Genomic DNA, 15,586 nt, shown 5'->3' with positions numbered 1-15,586 from the left:
AAAAATTGCATTAATTCCGAAATTTCTAGGGTTGCCGCTTTTTGAGCCATCTTGGAATAATTTGACGTGCTGGTGGATTTCTAACTCACCCATTTTACCTTAGCTGACAATAATTATAAATTTTTATTTCCCTTGAATTCCCTATTCTAAAAACAGAACTATCTTCCTGAATTAACCCCGTTCATTCTCAGCCAACCTCTTTGATTGCTTGAGTATTTATACTTAATTTGTCCAGCCAATTGTTTTTTTTAGTGATCGCCTCTCCTATAAAATAGTTACTTTGTACTTTATTTTCAATGCCAAAATCGGGGTTAATGCTCTATTTATTTCAAAATGAGAATTGCTGGTGTTCCAAATGCCTTGCTAATCGTAGCCTGTTTCCAACTAATCCTATTAGACCTAATAGGTAAGGTTTGTACCAAATCCACAGAAATTAAAGAAATTCGTTTTAATGTTTCCAACTAATCCTATTTGACCTAATAGGTAAGGGAAAAGCCTCTTACAGTTTTGGAATATATTCCAGAGTTTCCAACTAATCCTATTTGACCTAATAGGTAAGGAGTAAGAGTAGGGCTAATTCATGAATTAGCCCTACTTTTTTAGTTTCCAACTAATCCTATTTGACCTAATAGGTAAGGAAGAAATAGCCGATGCTGGTTATTTTCCTGTAGAGGTTCCCGATTAGTTTCCAACTAATCCTATTGACCTAATAGGTAAGGCAACTATTAAGCAAGCCTTTGACGATTGCGTTTTTATTCGTTTCCAACTAATCCTATTTGACCTAATAGGTAAGGAGTAAGAGTAGGGCTAATTCATGAATTAGCCCTACTCTTTTAGTTTCCAACTAATCCTATTTGACCTAATAGGTAAGGATCAAAAGGTAAAAATAAATGGCGAAATTAAGTTTTCCAACTAATCCTATTTAACCTAATAGGTAAGGACGAATCCTCTGATTTTTTTGGTGAACGCTTTAAGTGTTTCCAACTAATCCTATTTGACCTAATAGGTAAGGGAATTGATATTGATTTCACGAAAATTGACTCTAATGTTTCCAACTAATCCTATTTGACCTAATAGGTAAGGAGTAAGAGTAGGGCTAATTCATGAATTAGCCCTACTTTTTTAGTTTCCAACTAATCCTATTTGACCTAATAGGTAAGGTCAACTCTCGATGGTGAGCAAGCCGCCATCAAAAATGTTTCCAACTAATCCTATTTGACCTAATAGGTAAGGTTTACGAAATCTTAACGAGCAAGCCGCCTATTTTAAGTTTCCAACTAATCCTATTTAACCTAATAGGCAAGCAGTAAGAGTAGGGCTAATTCATGAATTAGCCCTACTTTTCTAGTTTCCAACTAATCCTCTTTGACCTAATAGGTAAGGAAAAAATCCTCGATTTTTGCCAACAAAATTATCCAGAGTTTCCAACTAATCCTATTTGACCTAATAGGTAAGGTAAAGAGTTATGGGAAAAAGTCATTGATTGTGTAGATTTCCAACTAATCCTATTTGACCTAATAGGTAAGGAGGGGCCACCCTTTCCAGACTCACTGGGAACGAGGGTTTCCAACTAATCCTATTTGACCTAATAGGTAAGGATATTGTTATATATAAGGCCTTGGACCTCATGAGTCGTTTCCAACTAATCCTATTTGACCTAATAGGTAAGGAGTCGTAGTCTGGTATTCGGCATTCCGAACTTTTGTGTTTCCAACTAATCCTATTTGACCTAATAGGTAAGGAGTACCCCTTGGAAAGTCTCATCGAGAGGGGAAGACAGACCCCCAAATCGACGCACCTGCAAAAAGAGGGTTAAAAAGTGGTCCCGGGGGGGGTAAAAGTCCCGATACCAAAGGGTAGAACCCTGACTGGGAGAGCAATCGACGCACCTCAACCAGAGAATCGGGGTTTTAGGTCGGGGAGGGGGTGCATCGATTTTCAGTCAAGAGTTAGGGGACAAGCTAGATGATGTAGAGATTTGGGGGTGGTTGAGGAGGAGAACCTCCCATCACCAATAATCTAGAGACAGCTTCTTCGGAAATCCCATAGAAGCGCACATCATCCTCTTGAGGATTGACCCTTTCTACTACTTTAGCGTACAGTTTCCGCCTCTCGATGTGTAATTAATTTTGCTTAAGTAATTATCTGTAATTAATTGTCTAGCTACTGATTAAGGAGGGTAGCGGGGGTGGGAGTTTTTTTTAAGGATTTTTTAACCCCCAAAATCCCCCGATTCTGGCGAGCAATCAGTATCATGGATAACAACAACAAGCTTTAGGTCTAATCCGATAAAAATCATGACCTACCTATCTCCTAAATTATTCACTTTTGAAGACTTTTTAAACCAGTATGGAGATGACCCACGCTATCAATTAATTGACGGGGAGTTGCGAGACATGGAACCCACTGGACTTCAGGAATCCGTAGCGGGAAAAATCGCAGGAAGACTGTGGGGAGAAATCTTGCGATTACATCTACCCTGGACAATTCCTAAAAACTGTTTGCTCCGTCCAGAATCGGGTCAAGCTACTGCTTTACGTCCCGATGTCATCATTTTGGATGAAGTGGACTTTAGCACCGAACCTCTCTGGGAAAAACAAGCAATTTTAACTAGCTCCCAAGCAATTAAATTAGTGGTAGAAGTGGTTAGTAGTAATTGGCAAGATGATTATGCACGCAAAGTTGAAGAATACTCATCTTTAGGTATTGCTGAATATTGGATTGTCGATTTTCGTGGATTGGGTGGCATCTCTTTTATCGGTAAACCCAAACAGCCTACTTTGACTATTTATCAGCTAGAAGGTGATGAATATCAACAAAAATTATATCGTCTTTATGAGCGCATTAGTTCGGCAGTTTTTCCCGAATTGTCTCTGTGTCTTCTCGATATTATGCCCTAAATCTCTAGTAAAATTATGCTGAAATCTCTTAAAAATGTCCTGGGTAATCTGCGTCAATATCCCTATAATATTATCTTTAATCCCCTCACCAATGCAGCATTAGCCATCGCCGCTATTTTAGCACTAATTGCCGATCAATTTGGCCAGGGATATTATCTAATTTTTCTGATTACTTTGGCTCTAGTTATCATCGGTATCTGGCTAGAATCTCAGAAATACGACCTCTATAAACATCAGGCGATTCCTCTACCGATAGTGATTAATATTGCTAATCCTGCCGATAGTAATAAGGCTCTGCAATCGCTTTTTAATATCATCGAAACAGAAAATAAATACAAAGATCATCAAAATAATCTTGACCAGTATCTCAATATTAGCGAAACAGACTTAATTTTTAACTACTCCTGTGATATTTATGATCAAGAAATGCTGAGAGCTTTTCTGCAAATACTCCGCTATAATCTAGAGAAACTTAAGAAAAAAACTCCCCAAAATACTATTATTTATCTTGCCTATATCGGTCCGATTAGCGTCGCTATTATGGTCGGTAAGCTAAACGGCTTTTACTTCGGATCACCGATATAGACTCCAAAAGGGTTATAGCTGTTGGATCATGCAGGTTAAGCGCCGTTTAGCTTACTATTCTCGCTACCGAAGGAGTAAAAATCTTTCAATATAATAAATCTTCTGATAGTTATTATCCTGTGGTGGAAATTAGCGATCGCAAACTTAAAGAAGATATTAAGGAATACGAAAAATTTGAGCGTGTTGTCACCGAAAAAGGTCAAGATAGAGTAACTATAGCCATCGATGTTTCTTCCCATAAAATTAATCTTAATGATCAGAGTATTGAAAACTACGGCGATTTAATTTATCTGGAAAGTAAAGGCAGTGGTACAATCGAAAAAAATGAAGATTGGCTACAATATTTTAGAGAAATCTTTAAAACTGTCAACATCGCTCAACAAAAAAACTATCAAGAGATTAAGCTAGTTTATTCCATGCCTATAACTTTGGGAATACTTGTCGGAATGGCCGTTCAACAATACTGGCCAATTCTCCTGACTCAATACGGGAATTCTACCTACAGAAATCTTATTAATCTTCAGGAATTTAAACTTTATCGAGGACGGTAAAGATAAAATGAACTATACTGTAATTACCTTTGCTCCTGTGCAAGGATTCATCGGAAAATCGCGTAAACTAAGGGACTTGTACGGTGGTTCTTTTTTATTATCCTATCTTGCCGATGCTATCTGTCAGGCAGCGGGTAAATATCCTGGGTGTAGCCTTATTTCTCCCGCTTTAATTGACGTTAAAAGAGGAACTCCCAACCAAATCTTAATCGCGGGTAATTTTCCCGAAAAAGAGGCCGAACAAGTCTTCGATGACGCATGGCAAAAAGTGGTTAATAAGTGTCGGGTTTGGATTGAACAAAATTTACCACAATACAATTATACTTGGCGACGAGAATGGAACCTATGGATTAATCATACTTGGGAATTCTTCTGGGCGCAAGAGGACTCGATCGATTGTGCGTTTAAAAGTCTGCAACAGAAAAAATATCAACGAGATTGGACGGGAATTAATTGGCAAGGAGAAAGTTCTAGCTTATCGGGTTCCGATGCCATTGTTTGGTATGGAATGACGGATCAAACCCATCCTTTATATTCTAGTATTTCCCAACAAAATCAGCAAATCACTGAATTTTATCAACAATTAAGTCAAAAACTTTCTAATGCTATCCTCGATGAAACCGAACGTCTTAGCATTCCCGAATTAGTCAAAAGAATGATTACATTATATGATATTGGCAAGCCTTTAAACCTAGAACTTCCTAAAAAATTTGTGGAACTAAATCGCTACGAGGAAAAATCCTATACAGGATGGTTTCAAGGGGACGGTGACGGGATGGGAAATTACCTAAAAAATCTGTCCATATCCTCAAGAAAAGAATTTAGTCAAAGAATGCGACAATGGGGAGAAGAACTAGAAAATTATCTTAACTTTGGTCGCATTATTTATGGAGGAGGAGATGACTTTCTAGGGGTTTTGTTTCCACAAAAATCAGAACCAAAATTAACCCTACAAGATTGTCTATATTGGTTTGATCAATTTCATCGGGAAATCTGGCCAAAACACGGTTATTCTCAGGATATAACTGTTAGCGTCGGTTTCGTTTGGGCAGCTTCAGGAGTTCCTCAGCGTGACATATTACAACAATGTCGAGAAGCAGAAAAATCCGCTAAAAATCAAGGTAAAAATCGTCTCGCGGTGCGAATTCTTTTTAACAGTGGTAACTATTTAGAGTGGGTTTGTCCCTGGGAAAACTTAAAAGATATCCTCGATAGTTATTGCGATCGCAGTGAAGGAAAAAACTGGACACATTTCTATAATGATATAGCAACTTTAGAAAATCGCCGCGCTTTTACCGATGATAATCACGATATTGCCAATGCAGTTTTTAACCTTTATTTTAATCAAAATATACCCATTGATACCACCTCTCACCAAGATAGAAATAACTGGGTAATTAACCTCTCAAAAGTGGTCAATCATCTCACCTAAACATAGAAAAATGCTGCAATATCTGATCATAATTAAACCTTTGGGATTTCTCTACGGTAGCGCCGGTCCGTTTCTGTCTCCAGAAAATCTAGTTGGACGTTCAGGAAATCGTTTTCCCCCCACTGCTGCCACAGTTTCGGGACTATTTGCTCACAGCAATCCCACCAATATTCGCGATTTACAAATTGCCGGCCCTTTTTGGGCAAACAGTGAACAACCAGATAACTTTTTTGTCCCCACTCCCTTTATTTATCTGGCTAAAAAACCCCTCGCAAATTATTTTCAAGACCAAGAAAATAACGACAATGGAAAAATTCAACACACCTTAACATGGCAAGAAAAATGGCAAGAGAAAGACAGTAAACAAATTGAGGGAAAATTCGATCGAGATAGTTGGATTCCTATCAACCAATGGTATAATCCTCAAAAAGCCTATGGTTCTCCGTGGCAATATCATCCCCATCTCCATCCGCGTTTGTTAGAGGAGCAAAGAAAGGTAAAAACTGGAGAATTATTCCTCGAAAATGCCGTTCAGTTACATCCAGATGCTTGTCTAGTTTATTTAGCTAATCAACCCCTAGAAAATGGCTGGTATCGCTTTGGTGGGGAATCCCATCTAGTGGAAGTTAAATCACTTGAACTAAGCAGCCATCTCCAAACTTTATTTAATCAAGATGTCGGTCAATATTTTGCCCTCATTACTGCCGCAATCTGGGGAACAAATCGCCTATCAACTCGCAATCCCAGTGATTGGCAATTAGAAACCCTCAACACCGAAAGACCAATAACCTATCGTTATCGATTCGGAGGAAAAGATAAAGTTAAGCGCTTATCTAGGGGACGTTATGCAGTTCCCGCAGGAACAGTTTATCGCTTAAAAAACCCCTTACCATCTTGGCAAAATTGGCAGGAATCTTGGTTCCCCACCGAAGGGGTTTCTCTCAAACGTTGGGGCTGCGGATTAGCCTTACCCTTAGAAAATATTGCCAAATAAAGCCTATAATTATTGAGTAGGGTAAATGAGACGAGCATAAGTGATAGCTATGGCAAAACTAAAAACTAGATTTCCCCGAAAAGCTTTATTAGATTATTGAAAAAGTGGTAATAATCAAAGCTCAAAAATTAGCAAAAATAAAATGCTGCGTATGTTTTTAGATTTTTTGGTAGAAGATGCCTTTAAAAACCCTTCTTCTCTCACTCCTTACACAGAGGAAATGGCTAAAGAAATCGATGAATTATTAAAGGGTGTTGCAATTGATTAGGAATAAACCTATAAGTAGGTAGGCACAATTATTTGTAGGATGGGTTAGCGGTAGCGTAACCCATGCGGGCGTTGGGTTTCATGCTTCAACCCAACCTACGTTCATTTTATATTTAATTCCACCCACCTACTTAAGTAGGTAGGCACAATTATTTGTAGGATGGGTTAGCGGTAGCGTAACCCATGCGGGCGTTGGGTTTCATGCTTCAACCCAACCTACGTTCATTTTATATTTAATTCCACCCACCTACTTAGCTTTGTGCTGTCCTAATAGCCTAAATACCACGATCAAATATTAACAAAATCTTAGAAAATTCTGACATTAATATTAACCTAGTTTAGAATAATCTCTAAGCATCTAAAATACTCACTTTTACCAAAAAATGTATCACAAAAGTTATGGCATACTTGAAACCTTAGCACCCCTTCATGTGGGAGCAACCGCAGGAGAAGAAACGGGTAATCTTAACCTCATTTTTCGTGACCAATTCACCCAAACAGCAATTATCCCTGGTAGTTCTATTCGCGGCCGTTTTCGTGCCGATATGAACAATATAGATGAAAAACGTACATGGTACGGACACGAAACAATCCCAGGACAAGAAGACGGAGGAACCACCGAAGCAAAAGTTAAATTTGAATATGCTTCCCTCGTTTGGTTGCCGGTATTTTGTCCGGGGCAGCCGATAGTTTGGGTCACTTCTCCCCTATTATTAAAACGCTATAAACAAATCACGGGAATCTCTGCAAAAGTACCCAATCCCTATACTGCTTCCCCTAGTTTACAAGCGCGAGTAGTGCAGGGAGTTAACCGCAATAGCAAAGTTTTATTTTTTAACTTAGGATTTCTCGAAATTGAACACTTAGAGGAGCTTTCTTCGTGGATTCCCCCGCAAGCGGATTTAAAAGCTTCTCAATTAGTCGTCGTTAATGATAACGATATATCCATGCTGCACGATATGGCACTCTACCGACAAAGCCGGGTTAAACTACTAGAAGATCAGAAAAAAGTGGATACAGAAACAGGAGCTTTTTTCAATGTGGAAGCTTTACCCGTGGGTAGTATTTTAGTTTTTCCCATTGCTTGCAAAGAAACAGGATGGCAACCTTTTGGAGAATCGGTAAACCAAAAAGAATTATATTTCGGAGGATTAGAATCCATCGGTTTCGGTCGTTGCCAAGTTACTATTTTAAACTACGCCAATCAATAATTACATTTTATCTAATATTATGGCTTGGAAAGAATACAATCTCGATCGCATTGCTCAGAAATTAGTTCTCGCTGCCAAACTACGAGACCGAGATTCTCTCAATCAATCTTTTAAAATGCGTGAATCCGTTTCCTATGGACTAGAAAGATTCTGGGGTGAACATCTGCGCTTACAATCCAAGGAAACCAATAAGGCAAAATACTGGAAAGAAACTTGGGATAAATTAGTCGAAACCATGGCAGAAGCGGGGATTCCTATCCCTAACGATACCGTACAGGTAAATGATACCGAATCTGTTCAAGCAATGGCAGAAAAACTCTGGGAATTAAAGCTAGAAGACCAGAGAATTACCCTCGCTGTTTTAACGCAACTATGCGATTGTTTAGTTTGGTGGACTCAAAGATATAAAGGAACAAAGGAACGATAAATTATATGGTTAATATTCCCGATATTGGTGACAAAATCCCCCTGATGTTTCGCGCACAAACCAAAGGGCGATCGCAATTACAATATATTGACTCTAAAAAAGATGAAAATGATAGCCAAAAATGGGTAAAAGAATGGATAGAACGAGTCGATGAAAATCCTCCCCAATTTGGTCAAGAAGTAAAAACCAAAGAATATCAAATATCGTGGCGATTTGTCACTAATGGGGGACAAGATGAAGGAATAATTCGGCCTGTAATGGGTGCTTATGGCATACCATTTTATCCCGGTTCCAGCATGAAAGGAGCCTTTTGTCAAGCTTGCACCCCCGAACAAAAACAACGTTATCACCTCGAAAAAGATAGCGATAACCCTAGTCTTTTGCGCTTCCATGGCGGTTATCCCGTTAATGATTGGACGGAAAATCTTTTAGATATTGTTCACCCGCAACAGGGATGGCAAGTAAAAACCCCAAACACTCGACAAAAACCCAGTGGAGAAAGTGGTTTTGCTTTAATTTCTCTCTATCAACCTAACCTAAAATTTGGCATTTCTACCTCAATAGAACAACCCGATTGGGAGGAGATTTGGACTATCTGGGAAAGAGCTTTAGAATCTGGTCTAGGATGCCGTGTTAGTAGCGGTTATGGCTTACCAAAAGACATTAAACCTTCAAAAGAACCTTTATATAAATGTTTTCTGAAAGGCCAAGGAATGGCTCCTAAAAGCCTCGATGGTGCAAGGGAATTTCGACCCAATATTTTTCGAGGAGCAATTCGCGGTCATGCCTTGCGTATTTTTGGCGGTTTAACTGATGCTAAAAATGCCGAAAAGTTAGTTAATCAGCTATTTGGAGGAATTGACGGAGAAGCAACCCAAGGTTTACTAGCGGTCGATTTTTGTGTCAAATCTCTAGAGTTAGGAACCTTTGCCAAGGGTTACAAGGAACCCACCTACACAGTAACAGGAGAATTGCGCTGGATTCTCACCCAATCCCAATCTCTCCCCGAAAACCAGCAAGAATGCTTAAAAAAATTAATTTGTTTTCTCACTCGTTTTGCCATGTTATTAGGAGGATTTGGTAAATCATGGCGACGAGCAGATCATAGTATTTTCTATGAGGATTATTATCCCAATAAACCCTTAATTGGCTGTCATTGGCAATGGGGGAATAAAAGTTCTTTAATTAACGATAATAAAGTCAGAGATTTAACTCATGTTCATCCCTTTATCAAAGATGTTCGCACTATTGCTAAACAATGGATGTCCTTACAAGAAAATATCCTCAGAACTCCCGATAATAGTGCTAACTGGCGAGAAAGTTGGCATCCTAAAAATGTCGAGGTTTGGGGAAGAATTGCCGAAGATAAAGATGATTCCCTAGCCATAAAATGGCTTCACAAAGCCTATCAAAAATTGGATAATTTAAGTATCTATAAAACCTCGGTGACAGGAATAGTAACAAAAAATATCAATCAAGTTGGTTGTCTTTGGCATCGAATGTATCCCAAAAATAATCATCAATACCTAGAATTATTAACAATTTTTCCCGATGACTCTGATGATTGTGCTTATTTTCTAGGTTTTCTAGACGAGAATAATGGTCAAGCGGGAAAATTTCAAAAACTTTGGCCGAAATAATCCCGTTTACAGTTAATTACCTAAGCAAAATTAATTACACATTAGGATTAGTTGGAACCTAAAAAAGTAGGGCTAATTCATGAATTAGCCCTACTCTTATTCCTTACCTATTAGGTCAAATAGGATTAGTTGGAAAGCAGAAAAAGGGTTTCTTTTAGAAACCCTTTTTCTAATAAATTGTGTCAAATATATCTTGACAAAAATCGATAAAAATGCTAAAACCTAACGGGAATATTCGCTTTAAATTACGAACACCTTAGCAGTTATCCTAATAGTGAAGTAGTAAGTTTTCCTTTGGGGGAGTCAGAAACCGATCGCCGGTCAAGGAAAAACCCGAAATTCAACCTATTCCCTCGGATCAAAATCTGGCAGCGTCCCCAGCTTGCGAATGGTCACTTTAACATCCATAGATAAATAGTCATCGGCATCACCAAACCAAGAACCAGAAAGAGGTATGATTTGACCGGGATGACGAGCGATCGCCACTCGAATTAAATCAAAGCCGGCGGTAATTTGATTAGTCGGATCATAATTACGCCAACCGGCCCCCGGTAGATAAACCTGTAACCAAGCATGGGTAGCACCAGAGCCAGTCATCCCCACTTCACCACCGTCGAGGGCAGCATCGTAGAGATAGCCACTGACAAAACGACAGGCTAAACCCAATCTTCGCAAAGCTTCGATCATTAACCAAGCATAATCGCGACAAGTTCCCGACTTTAGCCGCAGGGTTTCTCCGGGGGATTGAGTTCCTTCACTCTCCCTGGATTGGTAGGTAAAATTATCTTTGATAGCCGCCATCATTCTTGCCATGACATCGAGGGTATCATCTTGGTCCCCCGCTACAAAACTTTTGGCCCAAGCTGCCAAGCTGCCGTCGGCATCCTCAGCGTGGGGACGCATAAACACCACTAGATCTGACCATTCATCGGGGGTGTACTGGATGGGAATTTCGATCGCCCGTTGAGCGAGGGGAAAATCAGCGATCGCTTTTAAGCCAAAATGTTCCGCCCGTAATCGACAGGTAACGATTAATTCTGACGCTGGTTCAGCAAATTCAAGCTCTACCACATTGTTAGATAGAGTATCCATAGTCCAGCGCGTTTTGGCGGCAATATTCGCTTCTACAGAATAACTGATAATTCTTTCACCGTGACCGGCACTAGGCAAAAAAATTGCCCGATGTTCCCCAAAAGTTACCGGTTTACGATAATGATAGGTGGTGATGTGTTCCAAGTCGTAGATGACACTCATCCTGATTATCCTTAATAAAGTAGCTGGTTATAATTGAAGATAAATCCCCCCTTGATCCCCCCTTAATCCCCCCTTGATAAGGGGGGTATCTGACAATTTTTAACACCCACCCACTTAATCACTGACAACTGATAACCGATAACTGATAACTGAAATGACCTCTGACCCGTTCCTCGATCGAGCTTGGAATACCGAAGACCTAGAACAAGCGCTTCGAGGTGTCGGCACTATTCAAGAAGAACTCAACTATAATCAGGCACGCAATTCTCTGAGCAAACTTGTTGAGCGTCTCGATCTTACCTCGATCGAGAAAATTGGTCTAGAAGCGGAGATCGATCGCCTAGTGGCCCTGCTGGAAAAACTCGATCGATCCCTGATTCAAATTGCCGCTTTTGGTCTGGTGGGCCGGGGAAAATCCTCGATTTTAAATGCTCTAGTCGGTCAAGAAATCTTTACAACCGGTCCTCTACACGGAGTTACCCGCACCATTAAAGGGGTAAATTGGCAGTTAAGCAGCGATGATACTTTCCCTAATCTAGAGCGTCTGACCCTGAACGGCCAGGGTAATGCTCAGGTGCAATTGCTTGATACTCCCGGTATTGATGAGGTAGATGGGCAAACGAGGGAAATTCTCGCCTGTCAGGTGGCGCAGCAGGTGGATTTAATCCTTTTTATCATCTCCGGTGATATGACCAAAGTGGAATTTTCCGCCCTGGCCAAGTTGCGGGAAGCGGGAAAACCGATGATTTTGGTCTTTAATAAAATCGATCAGTATCCAGAAGTCGATCGCCTCGCTATCTATGAGAAAATCGCCTCAGAACGGGTGAAAGAACTACTCTCCCCCGATGAGATTGTTATGGTGGCGGCCTCTCCCCTCTTGGCGGAGACCGTCAAGGGGCAGGATGGACGGCTAAAAACGCAACGATTTCGGGGAAACCCCCAGATAGAAGCCCTGAAACTCAAAATTTTGGAAATTCTAGAGCGAGAGGGTAAATCGCTCGTAGCACTCAATTCTATGCTGTATGCGGACGAGGTAAACGAGCAAATTGTCGCCCGCAAAATGGCTATCCGTGATCGCGGGGCTAATCAATTGATTCAAAAAGCAGTGATGATCAAAGCATCGGCGATCGCTCTGAATCCGGTGACGGTGTTGGATCTGTTTACGGGGGCAGTTATCGATCTAGCCATGATTCTCGCTCTTTCTCGCTTATACGGCATCGATTTAACTCGTCAGGGGGCGATCGCTCTTTTACAAAAAATTGCCCTCAATATGGGGGGTATTAGTGCCAGCGAATTTTTAGCGGTTTTGGGTTTAAGTTCCCTAAAAGGACTGCTCGGTCTCTCGATTCCTGCCACTGGCGGCATTTCTCTCCTTCCCTATACTTCGATCGCCCTGACTCAAGCGGGGGTTGCCGGTGTATCCTGTTACGCGATCGGCCAAGTGACGAAAACCTATCTCGCTAATGGGGCCACCTGGGGACCCGATGGCCCGAAGGCAGTGGTAGCCAGTATTCTCGATTCCCTCGATGAAACCTCGATTCTCAACCGGATTAAGCGGGAATTAGGCTCAAAATTGGGGGGTGGGGGACTTTTCAGTGTTGCCAAAGGCACGGCGTAGCCGTCCAGTAAACAGTAATCAGTAATCAGTGAACTGAAGGCAAGAGGCAAGAGGCAAGAGGCTCCCAGAAAGAATCTGGCAATTCTCCTACCTAAAAAGAAGGCTAGAAACTGAGTAGATTAAAGCTTTTAGCTCAACAAATTTGGTTTTAGATTCGGCCCTTGTGAACTGAAAACTCAAATCTGATAACTGATAACTGATCACTGATCACTGACTCGATCAATCCAAGAAATGCTTACTATGGACGATCGCCGCTATAATAACTACCGCCCCTTGAATTTGATAGATCAGACGGTAGGCATAGGCAGACTTTTCTCGGATGGTATCATCGCTAAATTCGGCGCATTTTTTCGCTTCTAGGGGACAATTTTCTAAAGAATAGCTTATATCAAGAATTCGACGCACGACGGCCGCCGCGTAGGACGGGGAATCTCGACTAATATAAGATGCGATCGCATCCACGTCTTCAATTGCTTTGGGCGACCAGACAAGGCGATAATTCACTCGATCAGCCATTTGTTTAAAAGACCCTCAACTTCTTCTTGGGGGATTGTATTCTCTAGAGAAGCCGCGCTCAAACTTTGACGCACCTTCTCCAGAACGTATAAATGATACTGAATATCTTCAATTGAACAATCATCCGGTAATTGATTCAAGAGGGATTCCACTTTTTGTCTAATGCTATTCATACAAGTTTGACCGAAGTTTTTAAGGAAAAGTATAAATTTAAATTATCTATCAACTATCATCTATAGCAGTTATCTTAATAGTGAGGTACGAAGTATCTGGTTTTAGGGAACAGGGAACGGTTAACAGTAGCTGGTCGCCAAGAGATAATGCCAAATTTCTTTATACTTCATTTTTATGAGAAACGCTATATCATAGATAGAAAACTAATAGTTACGCATCCTATCTTATGCCATAGTCCCCAGAAAAGCGAGAAAAAGTTAAGAATAGATAAGGTGATTATCTCGCTTTTGTAACATTGGGGCGGGTATTCTGTTAAGAATACTTAATAATTCTCCTATCTGCTCAATCCCCGCAACTTTTAGGGATTATTGCCAATAAGCATCTAGCGGCCACAAGACCCCCCCCCAATCGCAGCAATTTTTTGTTACATTAGTTTACAGTTCCCTCAACGCCCCAGTGGGTTATTAATTTTAATGTCTTCTTCGGTTCCTTCGTCGGATTTTATACCCTTAATCGGTCAAGAAACAGAAATCTTTAACTGGGCAAAATCCCATTATCGTAACCATACCTTTGCTAAAGATGAAAAAGTAGCCACGCGCCCCGGGCTATTATACTTTGTCGAATCTGGGGCGATTCGTATTCTTGGTAAGGCACAAGTTAACGTTATCGACCAAAAATTCCCCCGTCAACTACCTATTGCCGATAGTGAAGAAGTATTTCTCGGTTTTGTGGGTGCAGGTCAACCTTTTGAGATTGTTTCTCAATTTCCCTTTCAATTACAAGCCCAAGCTCATCTAGACGAGACCGAATTAGTCTGGTTATACTGGGAAGACCTAGAAAAATGGCCGCAATTGCGATCGGCTGTTATGGAAACTTTTCGCCATCAATACCAGCGTAAGTTATTTTGGTTGAGTATTCTCGGTCAAAAACGCTCCCTCGATCGATTAATGGGGTTCTTGGTTCTATTATTGGAAGAATACGGTCAACCCTGTGTAGAAGGCTATTATCTTCCCTATCCCCTAACTCACGCTCAAATTGCCAGCGCCATCGGCACTACCAGAGTAACAGTAACAAGATTAATCGGTAAATTGCGACAACAAAATTCGATCTTTTTTAAGCAGGATAATCTTATCGGATTGCCCAGTTTATTTTTGAGTCAGAATTAATTTTTCTGCGGTGTTGCTGACTCAAGCTATGAATGCTAACTGTGCATCCTATCCAAAAGTTAGTTTGGCTCCAGGTTTTAAAAACCCCACACAACAAAATTCCTATCACAAATCAGCAACGCCAGAAATCTATTATGACCGCACAAACCCCGCTATCGCTCTCCGTTCTCTACGAGGAAGATTTTGTTCTCTGGACAGAAAAAACCGCCGAACTTTTAAAGCGAAAAGAGTTTAACAGAGTGGACTGGGAAAATCTGATCGAGGAAGTAGAGTGCATGGGAAAAAGCGAGCGCCAAGCTGTCGAAAGTTTATTAACTCAACTATTAATTCATCTTTTAAAACTGAGTTATTGGACAACGGAAAGAGAACGAAACGCGCGTCATTGGCTAGGAGAGATAGCCACTTTTCGAGTGCAACTGAAAAAAAAGATGAAAACCCCAACACTGAAAAATCATGCCCTTAATTCCTTCGGGGAAGCCTATTCGGACGCGAGACAAACCCTAATTGATGGGAGAATTGTCGATAAAAATACAATTCCCCTAGAGTCTATATTAACTCTCGAACAAGTATTAGACGGAGATTGGTTCCCCATCGATATCGCACCTTTTCTTAGTTAAGACCCACATTCCGCACTTCACTAAGTAGCATAGTAGTAGTATGTCAATTTATAGACAAGGGCAATCACTCTGGCAATAAACATCCGTATTTTTGGCTCTTCGGGACTTGGTATGGTTCGATAGGGGAGCATAAATCGACTCAATCCTTATCTGGCAAGAGATTTAATTGATTAGTTCGCTCCAGATCGCAAACAATTGACAAAAATTGCGGCAATGTCTGTCTCTATAAAGGTT

The 15,586-nt window shown here is 40.6% G+C and carries 15 protein-coding genes and 1 CRISPR repeat array; of the genes, 12 read left to right on the top strand and 3 right to left on the bottom strand.

The features are described 5' to 3' along the window. Positions 1 to 757 precede the first annotated feature (757 nt). A CRISPR array of direct repeats spans positions 758 to 1,742; the repeat unit is 36 nt; unit sequence GTTTCCAACTAATCCTATTTGACCTAATAGGTAAGG. Positions 1,743 to 2,297: 555 nt separating this feature from the next. From O9332_RS10215 to O9332_RS10175, 9 genes are all read left to right on the top strand, one after another. Further along, the gene (locus O9332_RS10215) at positions 2,298 to 2,900 is read left to right on the top strand and encodes a Uma2 family endonuclease (protein ID WP_002757514.1); all 603 of its coding nucleotides are present in this window, start codon (positions 2,298 to 2,300) and stop codon (positions 2,898 to 2,900) included. 15 nt (positions 2,901 to 2,915) lie between these two features. After that, on the top strand, positions 2,916 to 3,485 hold the full coding sequence (locus tag O9332_RS10210) for a hypothetical protein (protein ID WP_002757511.1): 570 nt from the start codon (positions 2,916 to 2,918) through the stop codon (positions 3,483 to 3,485). Positions 3,486 to 3,604: 119 nt separating this feature from the next. Further along, positions 3,605 to 4,036: an SAVED domain-containing protein gene (locus O9332_RS10205; RefSeq protein WP_002757508.1), complete on the top strand. Its 432-nt coding sequence runs from the start codon at positions 3,605 to 3,607 to the stop codon at positions 4,034 to 4,036. Positions 4,037 to 4,043: 7 nt separating this feature from the next. Beyond that, positions 4,044 to 5,468, top strand: coding sequence for a Cas10/Cmr2 second palm domain-containing protein (locus O9332_RS10200; protein ID WP_002757506.1), 1,425 nt, complete (start codon positions 4,044 to 4,046; stop codon positions 5,466 to 5,468). Between the two features lie 10 nt (positions 5,469 to 5,478). Beyond that, positions 5,479 to 6,462, top strand: coding sequence for a type III-B CRISPR module-associated Cmr3 family protein (locus tag O9332_RS10195; protein WP_002757504.1), 984 nt, complete (start codon positions 5,479 to 5,481; stop codon positions 6,460 to 6,462). Positions 6,463 to 6,604: 142 nt separating this feature from the next. Continuing rightward, complete coding sequence (locus O9332_RS10190; protein WP_002757501.1) at positions 6,605 to 6,730, top strand: AbrB/MazE/SpoVT family DNA-binding domain-containing protein; 126 nt, start codon at positions 6,605 to 6,607, stop codon at positions 6,728 to 6,730. 382 nt (positions 6,731 to 7,112) lie between these two features. Next, complete coding sequence (locus O9332_RS10185; protein ID WP_288025276.1) at positions 7,113 to 7,940, top strand: RAMP superfamily CRISPR-associated protein; 828 nt, start codon at positions 7,113 to 7,115, stop codon at positions 7,938 to 7,940. 19 nt (positions 7,941 to 7,959) lie between these two features. Next, a complete protein-coding gene (locus O9332_RS10180; protein WP_002757498.1) occupies positions 7,960 to 8,367 on the top strand; it encodes a hypothetical protein in 408 nt (135 codons plus the stop codon). Between the two features lie 5 nt (positions 8,368 to 8,372). After that, complete coding sequence (locus O9332_RS10175; RefSeq protein ID WP_288025274.1) at positions 8,373 to 10,007, top strand: RAMP superfamily protein; 1,635 nt, start codon at positions 8,373 to 8,375, stop codon at positions 10,005 to 10,007. Between the two features lie 345 nt (positions 10,008 to 10,352). Here O9332_RS10175 and O9332_RS10170 read toward each other — a convergent pair whose 3' ends face one another. Then, positions 10,353 to 11,261: a transglutaminase family protein gene (locus tag O9332_RS10170; RefSeq protein ID WP_288025271.1), complete on the bottom strand. Its 909-nt coding sequence runs from the start codon at positions 11,259 to 11,261 to the stop codon at positions 10,353 to 10,355. A gap of 154 nt (positions 11,262 to 11,415) precedes the next feature. Between O9332_RS10170 and O9332_RS10165 the strand changes: the two genes are divergently transcribed. Next, complete coding sequence (locus tag O9332_RS10165; RefSeq protein WP_288025268.1) at positions 11,416 to 12,879, top strand: GTP-binding protein; 1,464 nt, start codon at positions 11,416 to 11,418, stop codon at positions 12,877 to 12,879. A gap of 219 nt (positions 12,880 to 13,098) precedes the next feature. Here the strand turns inward: O9332_RS10165 and O9332_RS10160 are convergent, their stop codons facing one another. Both O9332_RS10160 and O9332_RS10155 read right to left on the bottom strand, forming a co-directional pair. After that, a complete protein-coding gene (locus tag O9332_RS10160; RefSeq protein WP_002737690.1) occupies positions 13,099 to 13,395 on the bottom strand; it encodes a type II toxin-antitoxin system RelE/ParE family toxin in 297 nt (98 codons plus the stop codon). Further along, positions 13,380 to 13,568, bottom strand: coding sequence for a hypothetical protein (locus O9332_RS10155; protein WP_002752772.1), 189 nt, complete (start codon positions 13,566 to 13,568; stop codon positions 13,380 to 13,382). Before O9332_RS10155 ends, O9332_RS10160 begins: the two co-directional genes overlap by 16 nt. Before the next feature lie 474 nt (positions 13,569 to 14,042). Here O9332_RS10155 and O9332_RS10150 point away from each other — a divergent pair, with 474 nt between their 5' ends. Continuing rightward, entirely contained in the window at positions 14,043 to 14,735 is a 693-nt protein-coding gene (locus O9332_RS10150) for a Crp/Fnr family transcriptional regulator (RefSeq protein WP_002757489.1), read from the top strand. Between the two features lie 134 nt (positions 14,736 to 14,869). Then, positions 14,870 to 15,352, top strand: coding sequence for a DUF29 domain-containing protein (locus O9332_RS10145; protein ID WP_043998879.1), 483 nt, complete (start codon positions 14,870 to 14,872; stop codon positions 15,350 to 15,352). Positions 15,353 to 15,586 lie beyond the last annotated feature (234 nt).

It is taken from the genome of Microcystis sp. LE19-10.1B, assembly GCF_027530565.1.
GTDB classification, from domain to species: Bacteria; Cyanobacteriota; Cyanobacteriia; order Cyanobacteriales; family Microcystaceae; genus Microcystis; species Microcystis aeruginosa.
This window is presented reverse-complemented; position numbering and strand designations above follow the sequence as displayed.

Bases quoted from the DNA above. Each gene is read 5' to 3' on its own strand.
- O9332_RS10215 (WP_002757514.1), top strand. From the start codon at position 2,298: ATGACCTACCTATCTCCTAAATTATTCACTTTTGAAGACTTTTTAAAC.
- O9332_RS10210 (WP_002757511.1), top strand. From the start codon at position 2,916: ATGCTGAAATCTCTTAAAAATGTCCTGGGTAATCTGCGTCAATATCCC.
- O9332_RS10200 (WP_002757506.1), top strand. From the start codon at position 4,044: ATGAACTATACTGTAATTACCTTTGCTCCTGTGCAAGGATTCATCGGA.
- O9332_RS10195 (WP_002757504.1), top strand. From the start codon at position 5,479: ATGCTGCAATATCTGATCATAATTAAACCTTTGGGATTTCTCTACGGT.
- O9332_RS10190 (WP_002757501.1), top strand. From the start codon at position 6,605: ATGCTGCGTATGTTTTTAGATTTTTTGGTAGAAGATGCCTTTAAAAAC.
- O9332_RS10185 (WP_288025276.1), top strand. From the start codon at position 7,113: ATGTATCACAAAAGTTATGGCATACTTGAAACCTTAGCACCCCTTCAT.
- O9332_RS10180 (WP_002757498.1), top strand. From the start codon at position 7,960: ATGGCTTGGAAAGAATACAATCTCGATCGCATTGCTCAGAAATTAGTT.
- O9332_RS10175 (WP_288025274.1), top strand. From the start codon at position 8,373: ATGGTTAATATTCCCGATATTGGTGACAAAATCCCCCTGATGTTTCGC.
- O9332_RS10170 (WP_288025271.1), bottom strand. From the start codon at position 11,261: ATGAGTGTCATCTACGACTTGGAACACATCACCACCTATCATTATCGT.
- O9332_RS10165 (WP_288025268.1), top strand. From the start codon at position 11,416: ATGACCTCTGACCCGTTCCTCGATCGAGCTTGGAATACCGAAGACCTA.
- O9332_RS10160 (WP_002737690.1), bottom strand. From the start codon at position 13,395: ATGGCTGATCGAGTGAATTATCGCCTTGTCTGGTCGCCCAAAGCAATT.
- O9332_RS10155 (WP_002752772.1), bottom strand. From the start codon at position 13,568: ATGAATAGCATTAGACAAAAAGTGGAATCCCTCTTGAATCAATTACCG.
- O9332_RS10150 (WP_002757489.1), top strand. From the start codon at position 14,043: ATGTCTTCTTCGGTTCCTTCGTCGGATTTTATACCCTTAATCGGTCAA.
- O9332_RS10145 (WP_043998879.1), top strand. From the start codon at position 14,870: ATGACCGCACAAACCCCGCTATCGCTCTCCGTTCTCTACGAGGAAGAT.